Here is a 25,607-nt window from a genome sequence, read left to right as displayed (position 1 = left end):
TGCTCTTAGTTGCGAACCGGCTTACCGGTCTGCAGCATGCCCATGATGCGCTCTTGCGACTTAGGATGGTTCAGCAATTCCAGGAAGGCCTTGCGTTCCATATCCAACAGCCACTGCTCGCTCACTACGCTGCCCTGGTCGATGTCGCCACCGGACACGATCTCGGCGATCATGTCGCCCAGCTTGTAGTCGTGTGCGGAGATGAAGCCGCCATCGCGCATGTTGACCAGTTGGCCGCGGATGGTGCCCCAGCCGTAACGGCCGGTCACTGGCACTGGGCGCTGGATCGGCGCGCGGTAGCCGGAATCGGCCATCGCACGTGCAGTGGTCTTGGCCACGTGCAGCAGCTCGTAGGCGTTGAATACGATCACGTCGTCTTCCTTCAGGTAGCCCATGGCCTTCGCTTCCAGCGCGGACTTCGAAACGTTCGCGGTTGCAGCATTGGTGAAGCCGGTCTTCAGGAATTGCAGGATGTCGTTGCCCTTGGCTTCGCGGGCAGCACGTACAGCCGCTTCCTTCAGGCCGCCGCCGCCAGGGATCAGGCCAACGCCCACTTCCACCAGGCCGATGTACGATTCCAGTGCAGCCACGCGCTTGGATGCGTGCAGCATCATTTCGCAGCCGCCGCCCAGGGCGATACCGGCAACAGCCGCTACCACTGGCACGTTGGAGTACTTCATTTTCATGAAGGTGTCCTGCAGTTCCTTGATGATCGGGTCGACTGCTTTCGCGCCGCCGGCCATGAAGGCTGGCAGGGCTTCCTGCAGGTCGGCGCCGGCCGAGAAGGCGCCGCCTTCGGCTGCGTCGGTGTTCCAGATCACCAGGCCCTTGAAGTTCTTCTCAGCTTCGGCCAGGCCGCGCTGGATACCGCCGATCACACCTTTGCCGATCACGTGCATCTTGGTCTTGAGCGACAGGATCAGGACGTCGTCGCCGGTGTGCCACAGGCGTACGGATTCGTCTTCGAACACGGTGGTGCCGGCAGTCTTGGGATCGGCGCCGCCGCCGCCCACTACCGGAGCGCGGAATTCCTGGCGCTTGTACACTGCCAGGTCGGAGCGTGGCGTGTAGGACTTGGTCGCTGGCGAGAACGAACCTTCGGCGGTATGCACGCCCTGCTCGCCCACTTTGCCTTCGAAGACCCATGCTGGCAGCGGTGCATTGCACAGCGCCTTGCCGGCTTCGATGTCTTCCTTGACCCACTGGGCAACCTGGCCCCAGCCAGCGGCTTGCCAGGTTTCGAACGGGCCGACGTTCCAGCCGAAGCCCCAGCGCATGGCGAAGTCGATGTCGCGTGCGTTGTCGGCGATCGATTCCAGGTGGATCGCGATGTAGTGGAAAGCGTCGCGGAAGATCGCCCACAGGAACTGGCCTTGCGGGTTGGTCGATTCGCGCAGTGCCTTCATCTTCTTGACCGGATCCTTTTCTTTCAGGATGCGGGCGATGATGTCGTCTGCCTTCTTGCCGCCGGCGACGTATTCACCGGTTGCTGCGTCCAGGCGCATGATGTCCTTGCCGACCTTCTTGTAGAAGCCGGCGCCGGATTTCTGGCCCAGGGCGCCCTTGGCGACCAGGCCGGACAGCACGGCAGGAGTCTTGTACAGCGCGGCGAACGGATCGTTCGGCAGGTTGTCTTCCATGGTCTTGATCACATGGCCCATGGTGTCCAGGCCAACCACGTCGGCGGTACGGAAGGTGCCGGACTTGGCGCGGCCCAGCTTGGCGCCGGTCAGGTCGTCGACCACGTCGACGGACAGGCCGAACTTCTCCGCTTCGTGAATGATGGCCAGGATGCCGAATACGCCAACGCGGTTGGCGATGAAGTTCGGGGTGTCCTTGGCACGAACCACGCCCTTGCCCAGGGTCGAGGTCATGAAGGTTTCCAGCTGGTCCAGGATTTCCGGCTTGGTGTCGGTGGTCGGGATCAGTTCCACCAGGTGCATGTAGCGTGGTGGATTGAAGAAGTGCACGCCGCAGAAGCGCGCCTTCAGGTCGGCGTCGAAGCCTTCGGCCAGCTTGTTGATCGACAGGCCGGAAGTATTCGAGGCGAAGATCGCGTTCTGGGCGATGTGCGGAGCAACCTTCTTGTACAGGTCATGCTTCCAGTCCATGCGCTCGGCAATCGCTTCGATGATCAGGTCGCAGCCGGCCAGCAGGTCCAGGTTGTCTTCGTAGTTGGCGATCTGCACCAGTTCCGCGTCGGCCTTGTCGCCGAAAGGAGCTGGGGACAGTTTTTTCAGGCCTTCGATGGCCTTGATGCCGATGCCGTTCTTGTTGCCTTCTTTGGCTGGCAGGTCAAACAGGACGACTGGAACCTTGGCGTTGACGCAGTGGGCCGCGATCTGCGCGCCCATCACGCCGGCGCCCAGCACCGCTACTTTTTTCACGTTGAAGTTGCTCATATATATCCTTTAGTTGGTATTTCCGTTGCTATGCGTGGGCGTCGGCTGTCTTAGCTAAAACCGGTAATCCGGTGTCAGACCCACTGGGTCTGACACCTGCCCTACCGGTTTAGTGCGCGAATGGCCAGCGCCATCAACTTCAGAACAGGTCAGCGTCCAGGGCCATCAGGTTGGCGGCGCCGGAACGAGCCTGGCGGATCAGGGTTGCGGTTTCCGGGTACAGGCGGCCGAAGTAGAAGCGGATGGTTGCCAGCTTCGAGGTGTAGAACTTGTCGCCCGATGCTTCTTTTTCCAGTGCGATCTTCGCCATCTGCGCGAAGAAGTAGGAGTACACCAGGTGGCCGGCTACGCGCAGGTAAGGAACCGCGGCGGCGCCCACTTCGTCCTGGTTCTGGAAGGCCTTCATGCCGATTTCCATGGTCAGCTTGGTCAGCTTCTCGCCCAGGTCGCCCAGCGGGGTGATGAACTCGGACATCGCTTCGTCGGTGCCGTTTTCTTCCACGAAGGCGCGCACTTTTTCGCCGAACTTGCGCAGCTTGGCGCCGTTGTCCATCAGGATCTTACGGCCCAGCAGGTCGAGCGACTGCACGGTGTTGGTGCCTTCGTAAATCAGGTTGATACGCGCGTCGCGCACGTACTGCTCCATGCCCCACTCGGAGATGTAGCCGTGGCCGCCGTACACCTGCATTGCGTCGGAGGTGGCGATCCAAGCGTTGTCGGTGATGAAGGCCTTGATGATCGGGGTCAGCAGTGCAACTTCGTCGCCGGCTTCCTTGCGCACTTCTTCGTCAGGGTGGTGCAGTTCGCGGTCGATCTGCAGCGCCACGTAGGAAGCGAAAGCGCGCGCGCCTTCAGCGTAGGCTTTACCGGTCAGCAGCATGCGGCGCACGTCAGGGTGCACGATGATCGGATCGGCCGGGCCTTCAGGATTCTTCACGCCGGACAGCGAGCGCATTTGCAGGCGGTCTTTTGCGTACACCAGCGCGTTCTGGTAAGCCACTTCGGTCAGGCCCAGGGACTGTACGCCCACGCCCAGGCGGGCGGCGTTCATGAACACGAACATCGCCTGCAGGCCTTTGTTCGGCTGGCCGATGATCCAGCCCTTGGCGCCGTCCAGGTTCATCTGGCAGGTCGAGTTGCCGTGGATGCCCATCTTCTCTTCGATCGCGCCGCAGAAGATCGGGTTGCGCTCGCCGATCGAACCGTCGGCGTTAGGGATGAACTTCGGCACCAGGAACAGGGAGATGCCCTTCGAACCTTCCGGAGCGTCCGGCACGCGGGCCAGCACCAGGTGCAGGATGTTTTCCGCCATATCGTGTTCGCCGGCCGAGATGAAGATCTTGGCGCCGGTGATGTTCCAGGAACCGTCGGCGTTAGGGATGGCTTTCGAACGCAGCATGCCCAGGTCGGTGCCGCAGTGCGGCTCGGTCAGGCACATGGTGCCGGTCCATTCGCCGGAAACCAGCTTAGGCAGGTAGGTGGACTTTTGCTCAGGAGTGCCGTGGGCCAGCAGGCACTCGTAAGCGCCGTGCGACAGGCCTGGATACATGGTCCATGCCTGGTTGGCCGAGTTCAGCATCTCGTAGAACGAGTTGTTCAGGACGATCGGCAGGCCCTGGCCGCCGAATTCAGGATCGCAGGCCAGCGCAGCCCAGCCGCCTTCAACGTATTGGGCGTAGGCTTCCTTGAAGCCTTTTGGAGTGGTCACGGTCTTGGCCGCGGCATCGTGGTGGCAGCCTTCGCGGTCGCCCGAGTGATTCAGCGGGAACAGCACTTCGGAAGTGAACTTGGCGCCTTCTTCCAGCACCTGGTTGATGATGTCCGCGTCGGTTTCGGCGTGAGGAGGCAGCTCTTTCAGCTTCTCTTCCACCTTCAACAGTTCGTGCAGCACGAACTGCATATCACGGATTGGCGCGACGTATTGACCCATTTTATTCTCCAGAAAGCTAAAAGGTTATGTTTGCTCGGCTGCGGCGAATTGCAGCCTTAGGATGGTTGATAGTTTTCGATCAGTCGGTTGAAGCCCGTGCCTGCCCGGTCCACGCTGCCAGGAGTGCGCATGAAGCGCGCCTCATGGTGCAGGGCCAATATCAGGCCATACATCTCGTATACAAGCTGGGAAGCATCGGTATCGCCGCGCAGGTCGCCGTTGTCGATGGCCTGGCGTACGCAACGCAGCAAGGCTGCCTGCCACGCGCCGACCATGGCCAGCAGCTCTTCGCGGATCGGGCCAGGACGGTCGTCATATTCGACGGCGCCGCTGATATAGATGCAGCCCGAGGCGATTTCCACGCTCACACGTTTGATCCAGTTGGCAAACATGGCGCGCAGGCGAGGCAGGCCGCGGGCCTCCTTCATCGCCGGGTAAAACACTTCCTGCTCGAAACGATGGTGGTACAGCTTCAGGACTTCAATCTGCAAATCTTCTCGCGAACCAAAGTGCGCGAATACACCGGACTTACTCATGTTCATTTTGTCGGCGAGCAAACCAATGGTGAGGCCTTCCAGGCCGTCACGGCTTGCCAGGTCGAGGGCCACATCCAGGATGGCCGCACGGGTCATTTCGCCTTTGCGCATGAATTTTGTTGGTGTATTTACAAGAATTCCACTCACTTTTGAACCCATCCAGAAAGAAGGAAAAACCTTATTCTCGCTCTAACAGATCGGCCGCTGGTGAAAAGTTTTGCGAACGTTCGTACTATTATCCAGCGTGTGGCGAAAGTCAAACGACACCACTAGAAGTGCACCTCTATTGTTGCACCGCAACAAAATAAATGGGGACGGGGCCGCAAAATAAATAGGGACGTACCCCATGTTTTCGCCGAAGGCGAAAAATGGGGTACGTCCCTATTTATTTTGCGGCCCCATTTATTTTGTCGTGGCGCGTTCCCACTGGCGGCGGTCGCGCTTGGTGGGGCGGCCTTTGTTGTCGGCGAAGGGTTCGGGGAACAGCTTCCTGCGCTCGATCAGGGCGGCGCGGCGGGCCAGCGATTCTTCGCTCTCTTCATATAGAAGGCGGGCGATCGGTGCTCCTTCCCGTTTGCCGGAAATCCCGACCACCAGCACGTCCCATTCGTCAGCACCATTATCGATATGCAGGCGCTCGCCCAGCTTCGCATTGCGCGAAGGCTTGATGCGCTCGCCACTCGACAGTTTGACCTTGCCCTTGTCGATGGCGTCGATGGCCAGCTGGCGCGTCTTGAAAAAGCGCGCCGCCCACAGCCATTTGTCGATTCTTACGTCACTCATGTGTACTTCCCCACTGCAAAAATGCGCATCAGCGTGCGGTAGAAGAAATACGCGACTTCATACCCTACCCGCCGGAAGCGCCCGACATGTTCGAAATCCTGCTGGTGGATCACCACGCCATCGGCAATGGCATCCTCGATCTTTGCCCGCAGGGAACGCGCAAACTCGGCGTCCTTGATCACCACATTGGCTTCCTGGTTGAGGAACAGGCTCAGCCCGTCCACATTGGAGGAGCCAACAGTCGCCCAGTCGTCGTCGATGACCGCGACTTTGGCGTGCAACTGGGTCTTGCGGTACTCCACCACCTTGACGCCCGCTTCCAGCAGCTTGGGGTAGAAGGAATGCGCCACCGCATCCTGCATCCAGAATTCGCCGACGCCGATCAGCAGCACCACTTCCACCCCGCGCTGCGCGGTCGCGGCCAGGGCGCGGCGGAATTTGCGGCCCGGTGCGAAATAGGGGTTGGCCAGCAGCACGCTTTTCCTGGCCCGCCCCAGTGCTTGCAGGTAGGCACGCTGGATGGTGCGGCGGTTGCGCAGGTTGTCGCGCACCACAAAGCCGGCCTGCATGGTGCTCTGGCGCGCGATCTTGTTCAGCTTGCGCATTTCGTTGAACAGGGTCAGGCGCCTGACGATGGTCATATGGCCCAGGCGCTTCCACTGCGTTTCCGCCTCGGTGTGGATGGATTCGACCAGCGGCCCGCGCACGGCGACCGCAAAATCCCAGCGTGGCGCTTGCAGCGCCTTGCTGTGGTCATAGTCGGTGAACATATCGTCGTTGATATTGATGCCGCCGACAAAAGCCACCTCGGCATCCACCACACAGATCTTGCGGTGGGTGCGCGTCACGCCGCGCCGGAACCAGGGATTGAAGATGCGGTGCTCGACACCGGCCGCCGTGACTTCGGCATGCAGGCGGGAGACCGGCTTGTGGCCGGTACCGAACCAGTCGGTAATCATGCGCACCGTCACTCCGCGCTGGGCGGCAGATTTGAGCGCGGCCATGACGCGCTTGCCGGTTTCATCCTCGGCAAAGATATAGGTCTCGAAATAGATCTCAAACTGCGCGGCCCCGATGGCCTCGACCAGGGCCGGAAAATAGTCGGTACCGCAGTGGAGGAGTTTGACTTCGTTATCGGCTAGAAAATCAACGTGACGCATGTGTCAGGAAACCAGTTTCAGGTTCGCCACGATGGGCGCATGATCCGACAGCCTGGCCCACAGCGGGCCGTGCAGGACTTCCGCGGATTCTACCTTGAAGCCCCGCACATAGATGCGGTCCAACCTGAAAAATGGCAAGGCGGCCGGGAAGGTGCGGGCCGGGCGCTGGGCGGCCTTGCGCCGCGCCAAAGTACGCACCAGGTCGCCGACCGGATGGCCGTGCTTGATTTCGTCGAACACTTCGCGCACGCCGAGTGCGCTTTGCAGCTTGTCGGTCAGGGTATTGCGCCAGTCGTTGAAGTCGCCGGCGATGATCACCGGCTCGCCGTCCGGCGCCGAGCTGCGCACCGCTTCGATCAGCAATTCAGCCTGCCGCACGCGGCTGCGCTCGAACAGGCCAAGGTGGATCACGTAGCAGTGCACCAGCTGGCCTTCCGTTTCCACCACCGAATGCAGGATGCCGCGCGATTCATAAGCATGGTCGGAGATATCGGTATTGGTCCAGCGCGCGATCGGGTATTTGCTGAGCAGCGCATTGCCGTGGTGGCCGTGATCGTATTGTGCATTCAGGCCGTACACGGACTGGTGCGACTCGCCTGCGAAAAATTCATGCTGGGCCTTCTTCGGCCAGTGCCGGTGGCCTGCACTTTCTTCGCCGTAACGCGCCTCGATCCTGTCGTGCTGGCCCTGCACTTCCTGCAGGAATACCAGGTCGGCGTGGAAGGCCTCAATCGCATGGCGCAAGGCATGCACCCGTGGCTGGCTACGGTACGACACGCCTTTGTGGATATTGTATGTGGCAACGCGGATCTTCATGGAACCATTCTAACTCCAACTGCCCGGCTTGCTCCCGGTCAAAAGTGTTGGGAATTGCTTTATAGTCATGCCCATGAATGAACAACACGCCACATTCCCGTCTGCCCTGGAAGCCTTTTTCCTCGTCTTATGCCTGTGGGCCGTCGATTACCTGGTCAGCTGTGCCCTGTTCGATGCGCACCGTTGGCTGGGCCTTGGCAATCCTTTCAGCCTGCTCACGCTCTCCCGCCTCCTGGCCAACGGCGTCCTGTTCACGGTGCTGCTGCATTGGAAGAACCTGGCTTATCGCGACCTGTTCAATTCCTCACGCTCGGCAGCAGCGGCAACCATGGTCGTCATCGTGCCGCTGGTGCTGCTGGCGACGCCGTGCCTGTTCCTGCTCATGGGATTCGTAAATGACCTGTTGCTGGCCGAGTTTCCCCTGCGCGCCGGGATGGAGAACCATCTCGGCAACTGGATGGCGGCGGGGCTGCCGCAAATCATGCTGATTTGCATCATCGCCCCTGTTGTGGAAGAGATGCTGTTTCGCGGCATCATCCTGCGCAGTTTCCTGCAGCAATATGAGCGCAGCTACGCCATTCTCGGCTCGGCCGTCGTGTTCGGCTTCTACCACATGAATATTTACCAGTTGGTCGGCGCCAGCCTGTTCGGCATCTTTGCCGGCTGGCTTTATGAGCGCACGCGCTCGCTGATCCCGGGCATTGCCATGCACGCGGCAGTCAACACGACAGTCATGCTGATGGCGGCGAATGCCGGCGCCGGCGCTTCAGGCAGCGCGCCGGCCATCGTATGGCTCCTGCTGCTGCCAGGGTTGCCCGCTTGCTATATGCTGCGCCGGGTCCTTTCGGGCGCTGCGCGATGAGGGGGACGCACATCGCTGCCGCGGCGCTATTGGCGGCTTGCGCGGCCGGCGCCCATGCCGCCGCCAGCCGCTGCCACGGCACGGTCAGCCGCGGCAGTATCGAAGGCAGCATCCAGCTGCCGCCACAGGGCGCCAATTTCGCGGCCTACAGCACGCTGGCCATCGCCATGGGCCGCAACCATGTGCATAGCGAAGTGTCGGCCATCATGCTGGATGCCTTCGCAAGGCTCGAGCACGCCGCGCCTGGTTCGCAATACGTGTATGGCGAAACAGGGAACGAGCATGGCGGCCGCTTCCGCCCCCACCGCACGCACCAGAATGGCCTGTCGGTCGACTTCTTCGTGCCGGTGCGCGACAGGCATGGCCGGCCGGCGCGCCTGCCGACGCCAGCCGCCCTGCGCTTCGGCTACGACATCGAATTCGACCGCGATGCGCGCTACGACGGGTACAGCATCGACTTCGCCGCGCTGGCGGAACACTTGTACCAGCTGGACCAGGCCGCCCGCGCGCGCGGGCATGGCATTGCACTGGTGATCTTCGACACTGCCTACCTGCCGCGCCTGTTCGCCACCGCGCGCGGCGCCCAGCTGAAGCGGCTTAAGTTCATGCAGGGCAAGCCATGGGTGCGGCATGATGAGCATTACCACGTCGACTTTGCCATTCCCTGCGGCCGCTAAGTCATGACATCGTCTTCCTCCGTGCTCGGCGCCATCTGGCGCGGCAGGATGACGCGGAAGGTGGTGCCGCGGCCGATTTCGCTGTCGACCTCGATGCGGCCGCCGTGCTTTTGCACGATGCTGTAGGACAGCGACAAGCCCAGCCCCGTGCCCTTCCCCACCGGCTTGGTGGTGAAGAAGGGTTCGAAGATGCGGCCCAGGTTTTCCGCCGCGATGCCGCTGCCGGTATCGCTCACCGACACCGTCACCATCTCATTTTCGTAACTGGTGCGCAGCGTGATGCGGCCGCGGTTTTCGATGGCATGGGCGGCATTGACCAGCAGGTTCATGAACACCTGGTTCAGCTGCGAGGGGATGCATTCGATTTCCGGTACGCCGCCATATTCCTTCACCACTTCGGCCTTGTATTTCAACTCGTTCCAGACCACGTTCAGCGTGCTGTCCAGGCCAGTCTCCAGGTTGGCCACCAGCACGTCGCCGCCGCCCGCGTGCGAGAAGTCCTTCATGTCCTGCACGATGCGCTTGATGCGGTCCAGGCCGTCCATCGATTCGGACAGCAGGCTGCCCAGGTCTTCGCGCAGGTAGTCGGCGTCGATTTCCTTGCGCAGGGCATTCAGTTCGCCGCGGTCGGACTGCGGCAGGTGCTCTTCGCGCGCCTCATACGCATCGAGCAGCCGCATCAGGGACTGCATATAGCGCTGCAGGCTGCTCAGATTGGAATTGACGAAGCCCACCGGGTTGTTGATCTCATGCGCGACGCCCGCCGCCAGCACGCCGATGGAAGCCATCTTTTCCGACTGCAGGAGCTGGTTCTGCGCCTCGCCCAGCTTGCGGATCAAGTCGGCCTGGCGCGACTTCTCGCTCTCCAGCGTGATGTTCGCCATCTGCAGCGCCAGGGTGCGTTCGTGCACGCGGGTTTCCAGCTGGTCGCGTGATTCGCGCAGCGCCTGTTCGGCATGCACGCGCTCCGTGTTGTCGAGAAAGCCGTACACCCGGCCGATGATCCGCTCGCCGAGGAATTGCGGGCGCGAGCTGCATTCGAACACGCGGCCGTCATGCAGGTGGAACTGGTCCAGCGCCTCGTGCGGATCACTCACTTGCTGCAACCGCTCGCGGCACAGTTCCTGTTCGACCACATTGGCGGTCAGGAATTCCAGGATGGCCGAGTCATTGCCGTTCTTCAGGAAGGCGTCCGGGATATGCCACATCTCGCTGAACTGGCGATTCATGCTGGCGATATTGTTGTGCCAATCGATCACCAGGATGCCATTGCCGGTCGCCTCCAGCGTAGTGCGTAACTGCGACAGGGTTTGTTCCAGCACATCCTCCACCTTGCGTTCCTGCCGCGCGTCGCGCGCCATGATCAGGATCAGCCAGCGGTCATCGTGGCGCAGCACACGCAGCGATTTCATGACCATGAGCTGGGTGCCGTCGGCGCGCAGGTATTCGCCCTCTTGCGCATCGATATCCTGGAAATGGCCGCCGCGCACGTCTTCCCAATAGAACACATCCTGCAGCGAACTCTCGATATCGGTAATCTGCATATCGGCCAGCTGTGCTCCGGAATAGCCAAGCACCTGCTCGGCCACCCGGTTGGCGACAATGATGCGCAAGTCGCTCGGGTCCACCAGCAGCATCATGTGCGGGCTATGATCGAGCATGAGCTGGCGCAGTTCGGAGATCACCCGGTCGCTCCCTGGCCCGGCTTGGTGGCATCGAAGTAATAGCTGACCCGCTTGCGCGGGCTGAGGTAGGCGTAGATTTCCTTCGGCACCTGCGCCGGCTTGATGGCGCGGACGATATTCAGGTCGCTCTCCAGCGCCATGTCAACCATGATCGCGTCTTCGCGCGGGATGCCCGGTTCATACACGACGAGTTCCGGCTTGTTCGGCTTTTCGGTATTGATGGTGGCGACCATGCCGGTAGCGCCGTTCGACAGTTGCACAATGGTGCCCGGCGGGTACACCCCCAGGCAGCGGATGAACACCTGCAACAGCTTCGGGTCGAACTTGTTGCGGTTCTTGGCGAACATCAGCGACAACGCTTCGTGCGGGGTCAGGCCGGGCGTACCGTTGATCGGGTTGCACAGACGGTCATAGTAATTGGCGATCCCCACGATGCGCGCCAGTACACCGATCTCTTCGCCTTTCAAATGGCGCGGGTAGCCGCTGCCATCGAACATTTCGTGGTGATCGCGCACGATCGCCACGGCGGCGGCGGGAAACTTGAGCTGCTGTCCCATTTCCGTTCCGACCGCGCAGTGGGTTTCGTACAGGTGCTGCTCGGAGTGGGTCCACGCCTCGGTCTTGGTCAGCACCTTGTCCGGAACGTTGCGCACGCCAAGATCGTGGAACATGGAACCGACGCCCATCGCGCCCGCCACTTCGCGCGGCAGCTTGATATCGCGCGCAATCATCATCGACAGCATGGTGACGTTGAGCGAATGCAGGTAGATTTCCTCGCCGCCGGTGCGGTCGCCCATGACGTGGATGGCCAGCTCCGGCGCGCTCAGAATGGAGTCGGCAATCTTGCCGATCATCTCGCTGGCCCTTTGCAGGTTCTCGGCCGGACGGGCGAAGATGTTCTTTTCCATGTCCTTCATCGCGCGCGCCGTGTCGACAAAGGCATGCTCGATGCGCGCCGCGTTCTCGCGCTGCTGGCGCATGCGCTCCATCATGGCGCGCTTGGCAGCCAGCTCGGGCGATTCGGGCGCCGGCGCCTGTGCCTTGGCAAGAGATTCAGGAGCGGCGGCCGGCGTGTCGACCGGCAACGAGGCCGGCTGCACATCGCTCAAGGCCGGGTCGAAGCGGATCTTGTGCAAGCCGAGGCTGCGCAACTGGTGGATCTGCTCCTGCGACTTGATCTTGAAATGGCTGAATGCAAAAGGATGCTCGAACCATTTCAGGTCGAGGTGGACATATAAGCCGACCTGCAACTGCTCCAGAAGGATATCCTGAGTCTCCGGCATGGCGTGCGCCCCCAGCGTGACAGTCGATGTCCGATTATAGCCACAACGCGCGGTGCGCGATTTACAAGCAAGCTGCAAGTTACATGTGTTGCGGTAACTGGAGGATGGCTTCGGCGTTGGACGGGGAAAAGCAGCGGTCGGCAGCTTCGAGATAGGGCAGCCAGACGTGGGCGGTGTGTTCGCGCGGGCTCAGCATGACCGGTACGTTGCGCGGCACCTGCACGCTGAAGATGTGTTCGCGGTTGTGGGTGACGCCGGGTTCGTAGCGATGGCGCCAGACCGGATAGATTTCGTAGATGTTCTGCAGGTCCCAGTCGCGCAACACGATGTCTTTGCCGTCGGCAACGATACCGGTTTCTTCGAACAGTTCGCGGGTAGCGGTGGTGAGCAGGGGTTCGTCAATGGCGTCTTTCGAGCCGGTGACGGATTGCCAGTAGCCGGGGTTGCCGGCGCGCTCGATCAGGAGCACTTCCAGGTCGGCGGTGTGAATCACCACCAGGACGGATTCCGGGATCTTATAGGGCTTCATTTGCTTTGAAACCAGGCACCGGCGGCTGCGGGTCGGGGTGCCTGACCCTGCGGGTCAGGCACCGCCTAGCCGGTTTTAGCCGGCCACTTTCGGCTCCGCCGAACGCAGGCGGATATGCAGTTCACGCAGCTGCTTCTCGTCGACCGGCGAAGGGGCCTGGGTCAGCAGGCACTGCGCGCGCTGGGTTTTCGGGAAGGCGATCACGTCGCGGATCGAATCGGACTTGGTCATCAGGGTCACGATACGATCCAGACCGAAGGCCAGGCCGCCGTGCGGAGGCGCGCCGTACTGCAGCGCGTCCAGCAGGAAGCCGAACTTCTCGCGGGCTTCTTCGGCACCGATCTTCAGCGCGCGGAACACTTTCGACTGCACTTCTTCGCGGTGGATACGGATCGAGCCGCCGCCCAGTTCCCAGCCGTTCAGCACCATATCGTAGGCCTTGGCGATACAGGCGCCTGGATTGGTTTCCAGCATGTCTTCGTGGCCGTCCTTTGGCGAAGTGAACGGGTGGTGGGTCGCGGTCCAGCGGTCTTCTTCTTCGTCGTATTCGAACATCGGGAAGTCGATCACCCACAGCGGCGCCCACACGTCGTTGAACAGGCCGTTGGCCTTGCCGAACTCGGAGTGGCCGATCTTCACGCGCAGCGCGCCGATCGCGTCGTTCACCACCTTCGCCTTGTCGGCGCCGAAGAAGATCAGGTCGCCGTCTTGTGCACCGGTCAGTTCCAGGATCTTGTTCAGTGCTTGGTCGTGGATGTTCTTCACGATCGGCGACTGCAGGCCGTCACGGCCCTTGGCCTTCTCGTTGACCTTGATGTATGCCAGGCCTTTGGCGCCGTAGATGGCGACGAACTGGGTGTAGGCGTCGATTTCCGAACGCGGCATGTCGGCGCCCTTAGGCACGCGCATGCCGACCACGCGGCCGTTCTTCATGTTGGCGGCGCCGGAGAAGACTTTGAACTCAACATCCTTCATTACGTCGGTCAGTTCGGTGAATTCCAGCTTGACGCGCATGTCAGGCTTGTCCGAACCATACTTGCCCATGGCTTCAGCGAAGTCCATTACCGGGAATGGGTTAGGCAGTTCCACGTCCATGGTGTTCTTGAACACTTTGCGGATCATGGTTTCGAACAGGTCGCGGATTTCCTGTTCCGTCAGGAACGAGGTTTCGCAGTCGATCTGGGTGAATTCAGGCTGGCGGTCGGCGCGCAGGTCTTCGTCGCGGAAGCACTTGGTGATCTGGTAGTAGCGGTCGAAGTTGGCGACCATCAGCAGCTGCTTGAACAGCTGCGGCGACTGCGGCAGCGCGAAGAATTCGTGCGCATTCACGCGCGACGGCACCAGGTAGTCGCGTGCGCCTTCCGGGGTCGACTTGGTCAGCACCGGGGTCTCGATATCGATGAAGCCCAGGTCGTCCAGGTACTTGCGCACTTCCATCGACACCTTGTAGCGCAGGCGCAGGTTGTTCTGCATCTGTGGACGGCGCAGGTCCAGCACGCGGTGGGTCAGGCGGGTGGTTTCGGACAGGTTGTCGTCGTCCAGCTGGAACGGAACAGGCACGGAGGCGTTCAGCACTTCCACCTTGGCGGCAACGACTTCGATCTTGCCCGACTTCAGGTTGTTGTTGACGGTGCCGGCCAGGCGGTCTTTCACGGTGCCGGTGATGCGCAGGCAGTACTCGTTACGCACGGATTCGGCGACGGCGAACACTTCCGCCTGTTCCGGGTTGCAGACCACCTGCACCAGGCCTTCGCGGTCGCGCAGGTCGATGAAGATCACGCCGCCGTGGTCGCGGCGACGGTGCACCCAGCCGCACAGGCTGACGGTTTGGCCTACGAGGGCTTCGGTTACGAGGCCGCAGTATTCAGTACGCATGGACATATTGATTCTCAGTTTCAGGTTAAGTTTTATTCAGGGACGACAACGCCCATCGAAACGATGTACTTCAGTGCGGCATCGACGCTCATATCGAGCTCGACTACATCTTTTTTCGGCATCATCAGGAAGAAGCCGGAAGTCGGGTTCGGCGTGGTTGGCACGTAGACGCTGATGTATTCATCGTCCAGGTGCTTCTGCACTTCCGTGGCTGGCGCACCGGTCAGGAAGGCGATCGTGCGCGAGCCGGCATGCGGGTAAGGTACCAGCACGGCCTTGCGGAAAGCATTGCCGGAATCGGAGAACAAGGTATCCGAGACCTGCTTCACGCTGCCATACAGGGAACTGACCACAGGAATGCGATGCAGCAGCTTTTCCCATTGGCGGACCAGGAAATTGCCGACCAGGTTATTGGTCAGCAGGCCGGTCAGGAACACGACCGCGACAGTCAGGATCGTGCCCAGGCCAGACGGCCGGCGGTCATCCGGCAGCCATTTTTCCGGGATCAGCAACAGGGACTGATCCATGGTGGAAATCACCAGGTTCAGCACCCATGCCGTAATTGCCAGAGGTACCAGGACCAGCAAGCCGGTAATGAAATATTTACGCATCGTGTTCCTTGTGCGGGCTGGTTACGCCTCGCTGGTAGACTTTGCCGGTGCAGGCGCCGGGGCAGCTGTCGCCGGGGCTTCGGTCTTGGCCGCGCTGGCAACGCCGGTCGCCGGGGCGGTGCCGCCACGGAAATCGGTAACATACCAGCCGGTGCCTTTCAGTTGGAAGCCGGCTGCGGTCAGTTGCTTCTTAAAGGTGGACTTGCCGCAGGTAGGGCAATCCGTGAGCTGCGGATCGGAGATCTTTTGCAGCACATCCTTGGCAAAGCCACATTCCTCGCAGCGGTAAGCGTAGATCGGCATCTATTACTCCGCAAAAAACATCAAAACCCTGAATTATAAAGCTTTTTTCCGGCGCCATGCCATCCAGCGCTCCTTGCCCTGGAATACTGCAACCGAGTCTTCGACCGGCTCGTCCTGCTCGAGACTGAAGTGGGCGCTCATTAACTGCGCCAGCGCCTCCCGGTCGGCACCGAAGGGCGGACCTTTCGGGTTGCTATCGAAGAAGAAGTAGCCTAGAAGCAAGGCGCCTTCCGGCAGCAGTTCGGCCCAGCGCTGCACCACGCGCGGCCACATATCGCGCGGCATGGCGCACAGGAAGGCCCGTTCGTAGATCAGGTCCAACGCCTGCGGTGGCGTGAATGCGAAGAAGTCGGCTTCGACAACGTGTTCGCGCCAGGGGCCGAGGGCTTGTTGCGCCGCAACAACAGCGGCCGGGGAGAAATCGATGGCGGTGGCGTTCCAGCCGGCTTCGCAGAACGCTTGCAGTTCGTAGCCGCTGCCGCAGCCAGGGATCAGTACCGACAACCGGCCGGGGTCAGGCACCGGGCCTGCGGCAGCCGCGTGTCGAGGTGTCTGACCCTGCGGGTCAGACACCGGTTTGCCGGTTTGCAGCCAAGCCGCCAACTGCGCCGGCACCCCACCCCGGTCCCAGGGCATGAACGCCGCCGCAAACCGCTGGTCCCAGAACTCCGCCGTGCGCGGATCGCGGTTAGTAAAGTCGGGCATAAGCCAGGTACGCCACCGAGCCCACCACGAAGGACCCGACAAAGAATGCAAAGAACGACAGCAGGCGGTTCGTATGCCGTTGTTCGGCCACAAGATGCGCCAGCAAGAGCCTGGTCTCGACGTCGCGCTCGGCAGCGATGCTCAGCGCCTGGTGCGCCAGGCGTGGCAGCTGCGGGAAAATATGCGAATAGCGCGGCGCCTCCGCCTTCAAGCGATCCACCAGCCCGCGCCAGCCCACCTGCTCCGCCATCCAGCGCTCCAGGTATGGCTTGGCCGTCTTCCACAGGTCCAGGTCGGGGTCCAGTTGGCGGCCCAGGCCTTCGATATTGAGCAGCGTTTTCTGCAGCAGTACCAGTTGCGGCTGCACTTCCACATTGAAGCGGCGCGACGTCTGGAACAGGCGCAGCAGGACCTGGCCAAATGAAATGTCCTTCAGCGGACGGTCGAAAATCGGTTCACAGCAGGCGCGCACTGCAGCTTCCAGCTCGTCGACACGGGTTTCCTTGGGCGCCCAGCCCGATTCGATATGCGCTTCCGCCACGCGCTTGTAATCGCGGCGGAAGAAGGCCAGGAAGTTCTGCGACAGGTAATCCTTGTCGTAATCGTTCAACGTGCCGACGATGCCGAAGTCGAGCGCGATATAGCGGCCAAACGATTCCGGCTCGATCGACACCAGAATATTCCCCGGATGCATATCGGCGTGGAAGAAGCCATCGCGGAACACCTGCGTGAAAAAGATTTCCACCCCATCCGACGACAGCTTCTTCAGATCGACGCCCGCTTCGATCAGGCGGTCGATCTGCGACACCGGTATGCCGTGCATGCGCTCCATCACGATCACATTGCTGGAACAGTAATCCCAGAACATTTCCGGCACCAGCAAGAGCTTCGAATCGGCGAAATTGCGGCGCAACTGGCTGGCATTGGCTGCCTCGCGCATCAGGTCCAGCTCATCGTGCAGGTACTTGTCGAATTCCTGCACCACTTCCTGGATCTTCAGGCGCTTGGAATCGGCCCACAGCCGGTTGATGAAGTTGGCCGCGATATGCATCAGCGCCACGTCTTCATCGATCAGTTTCTTCATGCCCGGCCGCAGTACCTTGACCGCGACCTGGGTGCCATCCTTCAGCGCGGCGAAATGCACCTGCGCGATGGAAGCCGAGGCTACCGGGACGCGTTCGAAGCGCGCAAACAACGCGTCAGGGTGGGCGCCCAGCGACTCTTCGATCATCCTGATCGCCAGGTCCGAGTCGAAGGGCGGCACGCGGTCCTGCAGCTTGGACAGCTCGGCCACGATATCGAGCGGGAACAGGTCGCTGCGGGTCGACAGGACCTGGCCGAACTTCACGAAGATCGGGCCCAGCTCCTCCAGCGCGCGGCGCAGGCGCACGGCACGCGGCGTCGACAGGTCGCGCCAGAAGAAGACGGTATCGAGGAATTTGCTGATGCGCGGCTTGTCGAAGCCGGAAATGGCGATTTCGTCCAGTCCATACTGGACGGAGACACGGACGATCTTGAACAGCCGGAGGAATTTGCGAATCATTTAGCCAGTTTTTGTTCGAGTTTTTCCAGCCGCTTGCTGGCGCGTTCCACGTCATCGCGGAAGCGGGTCACATCGGCCGCAAAGCTTTCCGCCGTCACCGGGCGGATCAACAGCGGGTTCTCGTCGAGGAAATACTCCGCGACATTCTCGGCCACTTTGCGCTGGCCGTTGCGCGCACCCTGCACTACCGCTTTCGCCCCCTGCACCAGGCGTACCGCGGCAATCGGCCCGACCAGTTGTTCCAGGTCGTATTCAGCCTCCCAGCGCAGCGATTGCGACAGCCGCGAGATGGCGTTGGCAAATTCCGCGTCGCCTTCAATCTGCACGTAAGAGAAGGCACGCGCGCGGTTCTGCGCTATCAGCGGCAGATCGCTGAGTTTCAGGCGAATCGTCACTGCTGCTCCGGCCGCGCTGCCGGCTGCCTCCACCATGCCGTCCGGCGCCAGGCGCAGGCGCAGCACAGCTGGGCTGGCGTCGATCACGGCAACCTTGCCGGCATGCAGCTTGAGCTCGGTGCGCGCCCACGGCTCCTGCGCCAGCAGGTGGTTGATGGTAGCTGCCGCCGGCGTGCTCAGGCCAGGCAGCTTGGGAGGGAATGAGAACATTGTCGTCGTCTTTTCAACCGCAAGAACCGGCAAACCGGTGTCTGGCCCAGGGGGCCGGACACCCGCTCTACCGGTTTGCACAAAACAAAACCGCCCCGGAAAGCCAGGGCGGTCTCGATCTTACCAGTTACAGCGCGATGTCACGCAAGCTGCTGGATGCCTGCCAGCACCCAGCCGGTGTTGCCGTTATGCGGCTTGCTCAGGTTCCACACTTCCTGGAACGGTTCCGGCAGCGCATCGGGAGCAGGTTTCATCTTGCCCCAGAACTTCACGCTGGCCATGTAGTCATTGCCATTGTTCTCCATGCCCAGCAGTTCAGCCTCGATTGCCACCACATCGGTGTACTCGACTTGCGTGCCGCGCTCCTGGATCTGCATGCGCAGTTCGGCAAAGACTTCAGGCGTGGTGAAGTTGCGGATATCCTCCACATCCGCCTTGTCCCATGCCGCCTGCAGGCGGATGTAATTGGACTTGGCAGCGCGCAGGAAGCCCGCGCTGTCGAAATCGGCCGGCACGCCCCAAGGGGTGTGCGCTGCCGCCGGCGCAGCAGGTGCTGCCAGGCCGGAGCCGCCAGCAGGCATCACCGGCTCGAACGCCGCTGGCTGCATCTGGTGCGCATTGCCGCCGCTATAGCCGCCGCTGAACGCCGGCTGGGCCGCCGGCTGCGACTTGCGGCGCAGCATGCGGACGATGAAGTAGATCACGCCGCCGATCAGGGCGATCATCAGGATGGTGCTGATGGCCGACGCCATGGCGCCGCCCAGGCCGAAGTGCGACAGCAGCGCGCCCAGGCCAAGGCCCAGCAGTGCGCCGCCGAGGATGCCCTTCCACATGCTGGGCTTGGCTGCCGGTGCCGGCGCGGCAGGCGCCGGTGCCGCAGCAGGACGGCTCGCGCTCGGCGCCGCGGTGGGCGCGGTTGGCGCCGGCGCAGGGCTGGCCTGCCTTGGCATGCTGCTCACGCTCGAGGACTGGCGGCCGATCGATTTGCTGCCGCCCATCGGGCGCGCGGCCAATTCGCTCATCATGCTCAGCGCGGACAGCGCAACCATTGCGCCGGCCAGGAATTTCTTCATTTTCATCGTCGGATGTCTCACATTTTGATGCCGGTATGTAAAGCGGCCACACCTGCCGTCAGGTTGTAGTACTGCACGCGCTCAAGACCCGCAGCCTGCATCATGGTCTTCAGCGTTTCCTGGTCCGGGTGCATGCGGATGGATTCGGCCAGGTAACGATAACTCTCCGAATCGTTGGCCACTTTCCGGCCCATCCACGGCAGCACCGTGAAGGAATAAAAGTCATATGGTTTTTGCAAGACTGGATCCACTTTCGAGAATTCCAGCACCAGCAATTTGCCGCCCGGCTTCAGCACGCGACGCATTTCAGAAAGAGCAACATCCTTGTGCGTCATATTGCGCAGGCCGAACGCCACGCTGACGCGGTCAAAATAGTTGTCCGGGAAAGGCAGCTTCTCCGCATCACAAATCAACGTGGGGGTCACCAGGCCCTTATTCAAGAGACGGTCGCGGCCCACGCGCAGCATCGACTCGTTGATGTCGGTCAGCCAGACCTCGCCGGTCGCACCCGCCGCCTTGGCAAATGCCTTGGCCAGGTCGCCGGTACCACCCGCGATGTCGAGCACCTTCATGCCCGGGCGCACGGCCGCGTTAGCAATAGTGAACGCCTTCCAGATGCGGTGCAGGCCGCCGGACAGCAGGTCGTTCATGATGTCGTACTTGGCGGCGACGGAGTGGAAGACCTTGGCGACTTCCTTGACTTTATCGTCTTCGTTGACGGTTTTATAACCGAAATGGGTGGTATTGGTCATGTTGAGGGTGCCTTGTAATTGCCGCATTATACATTTGTGGGGTGACGCACAGATTTTGCAGATGCTTGTCAACCAGAATGCTCAACGAGTCGTTTTATGGCTCAGACGATTTGTCTTACTAGGAGATTTTCAGATGGAGCTTCAGCAAAAATTGCCCGCGGACATTTTTTTCCCGGATATCGACGAAGCCACCAAGCAGTTCATCGATGCCACCCGCGCCCAATCGCGCGCCCTGGTGTCCGCAGAGCCGCACCCGATGACCTTCAACGTTGAGGCCATCCGTCGCCTGACTCCGGAAGCCCGCGCCGCATTCCGCTACATCTGGGAACGCGAGCAGCAGCGCTATGAGGAGTTCCAGCGCCGCAAAATGATGGTCAACTAAGCAATCCTTCTTTGGCGGCAACACGCCGTCAATCCTAGGTGTACCCGAAAGCAGGCAGCTGGGCCAGTCGCAAGCCGGCCCAATGCCCTGCAATATCCAGCGCGACACTTCCATCCTCCTGGCCATGCGCGAGCATGAGAAACACCTGCGCCGGCACCCAGTGCTGGAGCGGGACTGGCTCAGTGATGGTGGCCGCAGCCCTGGGCTTTGGCGGCGGCGCCTGGCAGCACCGTGCCGGGTTCGCGGCCGGAGTCGCCAGGGAAGCCGGCGGCTTCCAGGCGCTTCAGGTAATCGGCCCAGTGCTGCGCCATGCGGGCGCCAAGGTCGTACAGGTAATCCCAGGTGTACAGGCCGGAATTGTGCCCGTCGTCAAAGGTTGGCTTGACGGCGTAGTTGCCAACCGGCTCGAGGTTGGTCATGGCCACCTCGCGCTTGCCCACTTGCAGCACTTCCTGGCCCGGCCCGTGGCCCTTTACTTCCGCCGATGGCGAATACACCCGCAGCAATTCAAATGGAATATTGAAGCTCGCGCCATCGTCGAAGGAAATTTCAAGGTAGCGCGATTTGCTGTGGACGGTCAGGCCGGTTGGATTGTTCATTATTTCAAGTTCCCGATGATCGCCGCCCGCAAGGCCGGCAGCAAAGCCGCACGCGCCGCGATAGCTGCGTTTTCGTGCTCGCGCTGCTTCGCGCCCCAGGTCGGGTTCGGGAAGTGCGCGTCGTCAGTGTAGCGCGGGATCACGTGCCAGTGCACGTGCGGCGTCATATTGCCAAAGCTGGCGACGTTAACCTTGTGCGGCGACATGGTGGCGCGCTGCGCCTGCTCGACCGCCCACACGGTCTGCATGACATGGTCGCGGTCCGCAGGCGACAGGTCGGTCATCTCGCGCACGTGGTCGTGCCACACCACGCGGGCGTAGCCGGGATATCCCGGCTCGTCGACCAGGATTACCGCCAGGCGCTGGTCGCGCCAGACCAGCGGCCCTGCCGCGCCGGCGGGCGCAGCGTCGAAGCCGGCCAGCAGCTTGCACAGGTCGCAGTTGATCGTCATACCAGCACCCTTTCGATACCGCCGTCATTGGCGCGCGCCACATAATCCACCAGCCAGTTGTCGCCCAGCTTGTGCTTGGCGATCTCGATCACGATGTAATCGGCGGTGGTGCCCGAATCGTCGTTGTAGCGGCTCAGGCCCTGCATGCAGGACGGGCAGGAAGTGAGGATCTTGACGTCGCCCTTGAAGCCGTCTGCACGCAGCTTGTCGGCGCCCGACACCATCTCCTGCTCCTTGCGGAAGCGGACCTGGGTCGAGATATCCGGACGCGCGGCCGCGAAAGTGCCCGACTCGCCGCAGCAGCGGTCGTTCTTCTCGATCTTCACGTTGTCGACCGTCGATACCAGCGCATTCACTGTCTTCAGCGGATCCTGCTGCTTCATCGGCGTGTGGCAAGGATCGTGGTACATGTAGCGCGTACCTTCGACGCCTTCCAGCTTGACGCCTTTCTCCAGCAGGAACTCATGGATGTCCATGATGCGGCAGCCCGGGAAGATCTTCTCGAATTCATAGGTCGCCAGCTGGTCGTAGCAGGTGCCGCAGGACACCACCACGGTCTTGATATCCAGGTAGTTCAGCGTATTGGCCATGCGGTGGAAGAGGACACGGTTGTCCGTCATCATCTTCTCGGCCTTGTCGTATTCGCCCGCGCCGCGCTGTGGATAGCCGCAGCACAGGTAGCCCGGTGGCAGCACAGTCTGCACGCCAACCTCCCACAGCATGGCCTGCGTTGCCAGGCCCACTTGCGAGAACAGGCGCTCCGAACCGCAGCCCGGGAAGTAAAACACCGCCTCGGTATTGGCATTGGTCTTCTTCGGGTCGCGGATGATCGGGATCATCTTGTTGTCTTCGATGTCCAGCAGGGCACGCGCAGTCTTCTTCGGCAGGTTGCCCGGCATCTTCTTGTTCACGAAGTGGATCACCTGCTCGCGCACGGCCGGCTTGCCGACGGTCGGCGGCGGGGCCTTGGTCTGCTTGCGTGCCACGGCCTTGAACACTTCATGGCCCAGCCGCTGCGCCTTGTAGCCCCAGCCGATCATGGTCTGGCGCGTGGCCTGGATCGTCGCCGGATCGGACGCGTTCAGGAAGAACATCGCCGCTTTCTTGCCCGGATTGAACGAACGCTTGTTCATCTTGCGCAGCAGGTTACGCATATTCATCGACACGTCGCCGAAGTCGATATTGACCGGGCACGGCGTCGCGCACTTGTGACACACGGTGCAATGGTCGCTGACGTCTTCGAATTCTTCCCAGTGGCGGATCGAAATGCCGCGGCGGGTCTGCTCTTCGTAGAGGAAAGCTTCGATCAGCGCCGAGGTGGCCAGGATCTTGTCGCGCGGCGAGTACAGCAGGTTGGCGCGCGGCACATGGGTCGAGCACACCGGTTTGCACTTGCCGCAGCGCAGGCAGTCCTTCACGCTGTTGGCGATGTCGCCGATATCGCTTTGCTGCATGATCAGCGATTCGTGGCCCATCAGGCCGAACGAAGGCGTGTAGGCATTCAGCAGCGTCGCTTCCATGCCCGGCAGGTTGAGCAGCTTGCCCTTGTTGAATCGGCCCTCCGGGTCGACACGCTTCTTGTATTCGCGGAACTCGCCGATTTCGTCTTCGGTCAGGAATTCGAGCTTGGTGATGCCGATACCGTGTTCGCCCGAGATCACCCCGTTCAGCGACCGGGCCAGCTTCATGATGCGCGCCACTGCCTTGTGCGCGTCCTGCAGCATTTCGTAATGGTCCGAGTTGACCGGCAGGTTGGTGTGTACGTTGCCGTCGCCGGCGTGCATGTGCAGCGCAACGAAGACGCGGCCATGCAGCACGCGCTTGTGGATTGCAGTGGCCTCATCGAGGATCTGCTTGTAGGCGCCGCCGTTGAAGATCTGGCGCAGGTGCGCGCGGATTTCCTGCTTCCAGCTGATACGTACGGTGCGGTCCTGCGCCACGTCGAACAGGGTCGCTTGCGGCTGGTGCTGCAGGCGGTCGTCCAGTGCACCGGCCAGCTGTTCGAGTCCCAGCGCCAGCAAGTCGGCGCGCACTTCGGCCAGCGGCTTGTCCAGGTTGGCGAGGATGAAGGTCCAGCGTGCGTGCACCTGGTCCACCAGCGCCAGCGCCAGCGCCTGGCGGTCGCCCAGCATTTCCGCGTAGCCGACCTTGTCGTCGGTCGCGTCGTCGCTCTTGCCGATCGGGAGCTTGTCCGCAGCGAGGAACTCGCGCAGTTCTTCCGCCAGTTGCAGTTTGTTCTTGATCGACAGCTCGATATTGATGCGCTCGATGCCGTCGGTATATTCGCCCATGCGGTTCAGCGGAATCACCACGTCTTCATTGATCTTGAAGGCATTGGTGTGCTTTGCAATCGCCGCGGTGCGGGCGCGGTCCAGCCAGAACTTTTTGCGCGCTTCCGGGCTCACGGCCACGAAGCCTTCGCCGACGCGGGTGTTCGCCAGGCGCACCACTTCGGAGGCGGCCAGCGCCACGGCGTCTTCATCGTCGCCGACGATGTCGCCGAACAGCGCCATCTTGGGCAGCACGCCGCGCTTGGACTTGGTGGCGTAGCCGACTGCGCGCAGGTAGCGCTCGTCCAGGTGCTCCAGGCCGGCCAGGCGGATGGTCTTGAACTGTTCGCCCTGCGCCGGCAAGGCGTCCAGGTAATCCTTGATCTCCACAATCGACGGGATCGCATCGCGCGCCTGGCCGAAGAACTCCAGGCAGACGGTGCGCGTGAACTTTGGCATCTTGTGCAGGATCCAGCGCGCCGACGTGATCAGGCCGTCGGTGCCCTCTTTCTGCACGCCCGGCAGGCCGGCCAGGAACTTGTCGGTGACGTCCTTGCCCAGGCCTTCCTTGCGGAACTTGCGGCCCTCGATTTCCAGGATTTCGGTCCTGAACGGCTCGCCCTTGGCTTCGCCGCGGCCGTTAGGATGCGTCCATTCCAGCTTGAAGCGCGCCAGCGGCGTATCGTGGATCTTGGACAAGTTGTGGTCCAGGCGCGTGACTTCCAGCCAGTCGCCGTTCGGGTCCACCATGCGCCACGAGGCCAGGTTGTCCAGCGCGGTGCCCCACAGCACGGCCTTCTTGCCGCCCGCGTTCATGGCGATATTGCCGCCGATGCAGGAGGCGTGGGCCGAGGTCGGGTCGACCGCGAACACGAAGCCCGCCTTCTCGGCCGCTTCACTGACCTTGTTGGTGATGACGCCCGCTTCCGAATGCACGGTCGCGTATTCGCGGTCCAGGCCCGGCAGCACCTTCATTTCGACGGCGCCCAGCTTGAGCAGCTTTTCCGTGTTGATCACGGCCGACAGCGGCGTCAGCGGAATCGCGCCGCCGGTGTAGCCGGTGCCGCCGCCGCGCGGGATGATGGTCAGGCCAAGTTCGATGCAGCCTTTCACCAGCCCGGCCATTTCCTCTTCGCTGTCCGGCGTCAGCACCACGAACGGATATTCGACGCGCCAGTCGGTCGCATCGGTCACGTGGGTGATGCGCTTCATGCCGTCGAAACAGATATTGTGCTTCTCGGTGTACTTGCCCAAGACCTTCTGGGTGCGCTTGCGCAGGTCGTACATCTGGCGGAACTCTTCGCCGAAGTCGGCCACTGCCTTGCTGGCGGCGCGCAGCAGTTTCTCCACATTGCCGCTGCGCTTCTGCGATTCCGCATCGGCAGCCGCGTCGACAGTGTTGCGGCGCTTGTCCACTTCCGACAGGCGGTGGTGCAGCGCATCGATCAGGGCCTGGCGGCGCTTCGGATTGTCCAGCAGGTCGTCCTGCAGGTATGGGTTGCGGCGCACGACCCAGATATCGCCCAGCACTTCGTACAGCATGCGCGCCGAACGGCCGGTCTGGCGCGAGGCCCTCAGTTCATCCAGCAACGCCCAGGACTCTTCGCCCAGCAGGCGGATCACGATTTCGCGATCGGAGAACGAGGTGTAGTTGTATGGAATTTCCCGCAGGCGGGTGTGGGCGTGACCATCTGGCGATTCGGCAAGCAGTGCCTGGATTTGTGCTGGTGCGTTCATATTGCGAGGACGGGGGCTGACGCTGGGACAGGCCATT

General features: G+C 61.7%; 23 protein-coding genes. 3 read left to right on the top strand and 20 right to left on the bottom strand.

Annotated elements, in window-relative coordinates; genetic code table 11:
- Window positions 1-5: 5 nt before the first annotated feature.
- The 6 genes from ACWBU6_RS04650 to ACWBU6_RS04625 all read right to left on the bottom strand — a co-directional run bounded on the left by ACWBU6_RS04650 (window position 6) and on the right by ACWBU6_RS04625 (window position 7,627).
- Window positions 6-2,402, bottom strand: a complete 2,397-nt coding sequence (locus ACWBU6_RS04650; RefSeq protein ID WP_452647672.1) for a 3-hydroxyacyl-CoA dehydrogenase/enoyl-CoA hydratase family protein — start codon at window positions 2,400-2,402, stop codon at window positions 6-8.
- A gap of 139 nt (window positions 2,403-2,541) precedes the next feature.
- Window positions 2,542-4,332: an acyl-CoA dehydrogenase C-terminal domain-containing protein gene (locus tag ACWBU6_RS04645; RefSeq protein WP_452647671.1), complete on the bottom strand. Its 1,791-nt coding sequence runs from the start codon at window positions 4,330-4,332 to the stop codon at window positions 2,542-2,544.
- 56 nt (window positions 4,333-4,388) lie between these two features.
- The gene (locus tag ACWBU6_RS04640) at window positions 4,389-4,979 is read right to left on the bottom strand and encodes a TetR/AcrR family transcriptional regulator (RefSeq protein WP_452647670.1); all 591 of its coding nucleotides are present in this window, start codon (window positions 4,977-4,979) and stop codon (window positions 4,389-4,391) included.
- A 291-nt stretch (window positions 4,980-5,270) separates the two neighbouring features.
- Window positions 5,271-5,651 (bottom strand): RNA-binding S4 domain-containing protein, encoded by a 381-nt coding sequence (locus ACWBU6_RS04635; RefSeq protein WP_452647669.1) that lies wholly within the window; start codon window positions 5,649-5,651, stop codon window positions 5,271-5,273.
- On the bottom strand, window positions 5,648-6,811 hold the full coding sequence (clsB, locus tag ACWBU6_RS04630) for a cardiolipin synthase ClsB (protein WP_452647668.1): 1,164 nt from the start codon (window positions 6,809-6,811) through the stop codon (window positions 5,648-5,650). Before clsB ends, ACWBU6_RS04635 begins: the two co-directional genes overlap by 4 nt.
- 3 nt (window positions 6,812-6,814) lie before the next feature.
- Window positions 6,815-7,627 (bottom strand): endonuclease/exonuclease/phosphatase family protein, encoded by an 813-nt coding sequence (locus tag ACWBU6_RS04625; RefSeq protein WP_452647667.1) that lies wholly within the window; start codon window positions 7,625-7,627, stop codon window positions 6,815-6,817.
- Between the two features lie 73 nt (window positions 7,628-7,700).
- Between ACWBU6_RS04625 and ACWBU6_RS04620 the strand changes: the two genes are divergently transcribed.
- Together ACWBU6_RS04620 and ACWBU6_RS04615 are read left to right on the top strand one after the other, a co-directional pair.
- Window positions 7,701-8,489 carry a CPBP family intramembrane glutamic endopeptidase gene (locus ACWBU6_RS04620; RefSeq protein ID WP_452647666.1) on the top strand — a complete coding sequence of 263 codons (789 nt, stop codon included), beginning with the start codon at window positions 7,701-7,703 and terminating at the stop codon, window positions 8,487-8,489.
- A complete protein-coding gene (locus ACWBU6_RS04615) occupies window positions 8,486-9,166 on the top strand; it encodes a penicillin-insensitive murein endopeptidase (RefSeq protein WP_452647665.1) in 681 nt (226 codons plus the stop codon). The genes ACWBU6_RS04620 and ACWBU6_RS04615 overlap by 4 nt, the downstream gene beginning before the upstream one ends.
- Here ACWBU6_RS04615 and ACWBU6_RS04610 read toward each other — a convergent pair.
- The 11 genes from ACWBU6_RS04610 to ubiE all read right to left on the bottom strand — a co-directional run bounded on the left by ACWBU6_RS04610 (window position 9,163) and on the right by ubiE (window position 20,130).
- Window positions 9,163-10,851, bottom strand: a complete 1,689-nt coding sequence (locus ACWBU6_RS04610; protein WP_452647664.1) for an ATP-binding protein — start codon at window positions 10,849-10,851, stop codon at window positions 9,163-9,165. The two genes, ACWBU6_RS04615 and ACWBU6_RS04610, sit on opposite strands and share 4 nt — an antisense overlap.
- On the bottom strand, window positions 10,848-12,134 hold the full coding sequence (locus ACWBU6_RS04605; protein WP_452647663.1) for an HD-GYP domain-containing protein: 1,287 nt from the start codon (window positions 12,132-12,134) through the stop codon (window positions 10,848-10,850). The genes ACWBU6_RS04610 and ACWBU6_RS04605 overlap by 4 nt, the downstream gene beginning before the upstream one ends.
- Before the next feature lie 79 nt (window positions 12,135-12,213).
- A complete protein-coding gene (gene nudB, locus ACWBU6_RS04600) occupies window positions 12,214-12,663 on the bottom strand; it encodes a dihydroneopterin triphosphate diphosphatase (RefSeq protein ID WP_452647662.1) in 450 nt (149 codons plus the stop codon).
- Window positions 12,664-12,738: 75 nt separating this feature from the next.
- Window positions 12,739-14,544, bottom strand: a complete 1,806-nt coding sequence (aspS, locus tag ACWBU6_RS04595; RefSeq protein WP_452647661.1) for an aspartate--tRNA ligase — start codon at window positions 14,542-14,544, stop codon at window positions 12,739-12,741.
- Between the two features lie 26 nt (window positions 14,545-14,570).
- Window positions 14,571-15,149, bottom strand: a complete 579-nt coding sequence (locus ACWBU6_RS04590; RefSeq protein WP_452647660.1) for a DUF502 domain-containing protein — start codon at window positions 15,147-15,149, stop codon at window positions 14,571-14,573.
- 21 nt (window positions 15,150-15,170) lie between these two features.
- Window positions 15,171-15,452 (bottom strand): FmdB family zinc ribbon protein, encoded by a 282-nt coding sequence (locus ACWBU6_RS04585; protein ID WP_452647659.1) that lies wholly within the window; start codon window positions 15,450-15,452, stop codon window positions 15,171-15,173.
- Window positions 15,453-15,485: 33 nt separating this feature from the next.
- The gene (locus tag ACWBU6_RS04580) at window positions 15,486-16,157 is read right to left on the bottom strand and encodes a methyltransferase (protein ID WP_452647658.1); all 672 of its coding nucleotides are present in this window, start codon (window positions 16,155-16,157) and stop codon (window positions 15,486-15,488) included.
- A complete protein-coding gene (gene ubiB / locus ACWBU6_RS04575) occupies window positions 16,141-17,700 on the bottom strand; it encodes a ubiquinone biosynthesis regulatory protein kinase UbiB (protein ID WP_452647657.1) in 1,560 nt (519 codons plus the stop codon). The genes ACWBU6_RS04580 and ubiB overlap by 17 nt, the downstream gene beginning before the upstream one ends.
- Window positions 17,697-18,305 carry a ubiquinone biosynthesis accessory factor UbiJ gene (locus tag ACWBU6_RS04570; protein WP_452647656.1) on the bottom strand — a complete coding sequence of 203 codons (609 nt, stop codon included), beginning with the start codon at window positions 18,303-18,305 and terminating at the stop codon, window positions 17,697-17,699. The genes ubiB and ACWBU6_RS04570 overlap by 4 nt, the downstream gene beginning before the upstream one ends.
- A gap of 140 nt (window positions 18,306-18,445) precedes the next feature.
- Complete coding sequence (locus ACWBU6_RS04565) at window positions 18,446-19,384, bottom strand: Tim44 domain-containing protein (protein WP_452647655.1); 939 nt, start codon at window positions 19,382-19,384, stop codon at window positions 18,446-18,448.
- An 11-nt stretch (window positions 19,385-19,395) separates the two neighbouring features.
- Window positions 19,396-20,130, bottom strand: coding sequence for a bifunctional demethylmenaquinone methyltransferase/2-methoxy-6-polyprenyl-1,4-benzoquinol methylase UbiE (gene ubiE / locus ACWBU6_RS04560; protein ID WP_452647654.1), 735 nt, complete (start codon window positions 20,128-20,130; stop codon window positions 19,396-19,398).
- Between the two features lie 133 nt (window positions 20,131-20,263).
- On the opposite strand from ubiE, the gene ACWBU6_RS04555 reads away from it, so the two are divergent.
- Window positions 20,264-20,512, top strand: a complete 249-nt coding sequence (locus tag ACWBU6_RS04555; protein ID WP_452647653.1) for a hypothetical protein — start codon at window positions 20,264-20,266, stop codon at window positions 20,510-20,512.
- 179 nt (window positions 20,513-20,691) lie between these two features.
- On the opposite strand, the gene ACWBU6_RS04550 is transcribed toward ACWBU6_RS04555, so the two are convergent.
- From ACWBU6_RS04550 to ACWBU6_RS04540, 3 genes are read right to left on the bottom strand one after another with little or no spacing between them, the layout of a single operon-like run.
- Window positions 20,692-21,111: a gamma-butyrobetaine hydroxylase-like domain-containing protein gene (locus ACWBU6_RS04550; protein WP_452647652.1), complete on the bottom strand. Its 420-nt coding sequence runs from the start codon at window positions 21,109-21,111 to the stop codon at window positions 20,692-20,694.
- Window positions 21,111-21,563: an HIT family protein gene (locus ACWBU6_RS04545; protein WP_452647651.1), complete on the bottom strand. Its 453-nt coding sequence runs from the start codon at window positions 21,561-21,563 to the stop codon at window positions 21,111-21,113. Before ACWBU6_RS04545 ends, ACWBU6_RS04550 begins: the two co-directional genes overlap by 1 nt.
- Window positions 21,560-25,570, bottom strand: a complete 4,011-nt coding sequence (locus ACWBU6_RS04540; protein ID WP_452647650.1) for a DUF3683 domain-containing protein — start codon at window positions 25,568-25,570, stop codon at window positions 21,560-21,562. Before ACWBU6_RS04540 ends, ACWBU6_RS04545 begins: the two co-directional genes overlap by 4 nt.
- Window positions 25,571-25,607 lie beyond the last annotated feature (37 nt).

This window comes from Pseudoduganella sp. HUAS MS19 (assembly GCF_053615455.1).
The sequence above is the reverse complement of the archived record's forward strand: the minus strand, read 5'-3'. Positions and strand labels throughout refer to the sequence as shown.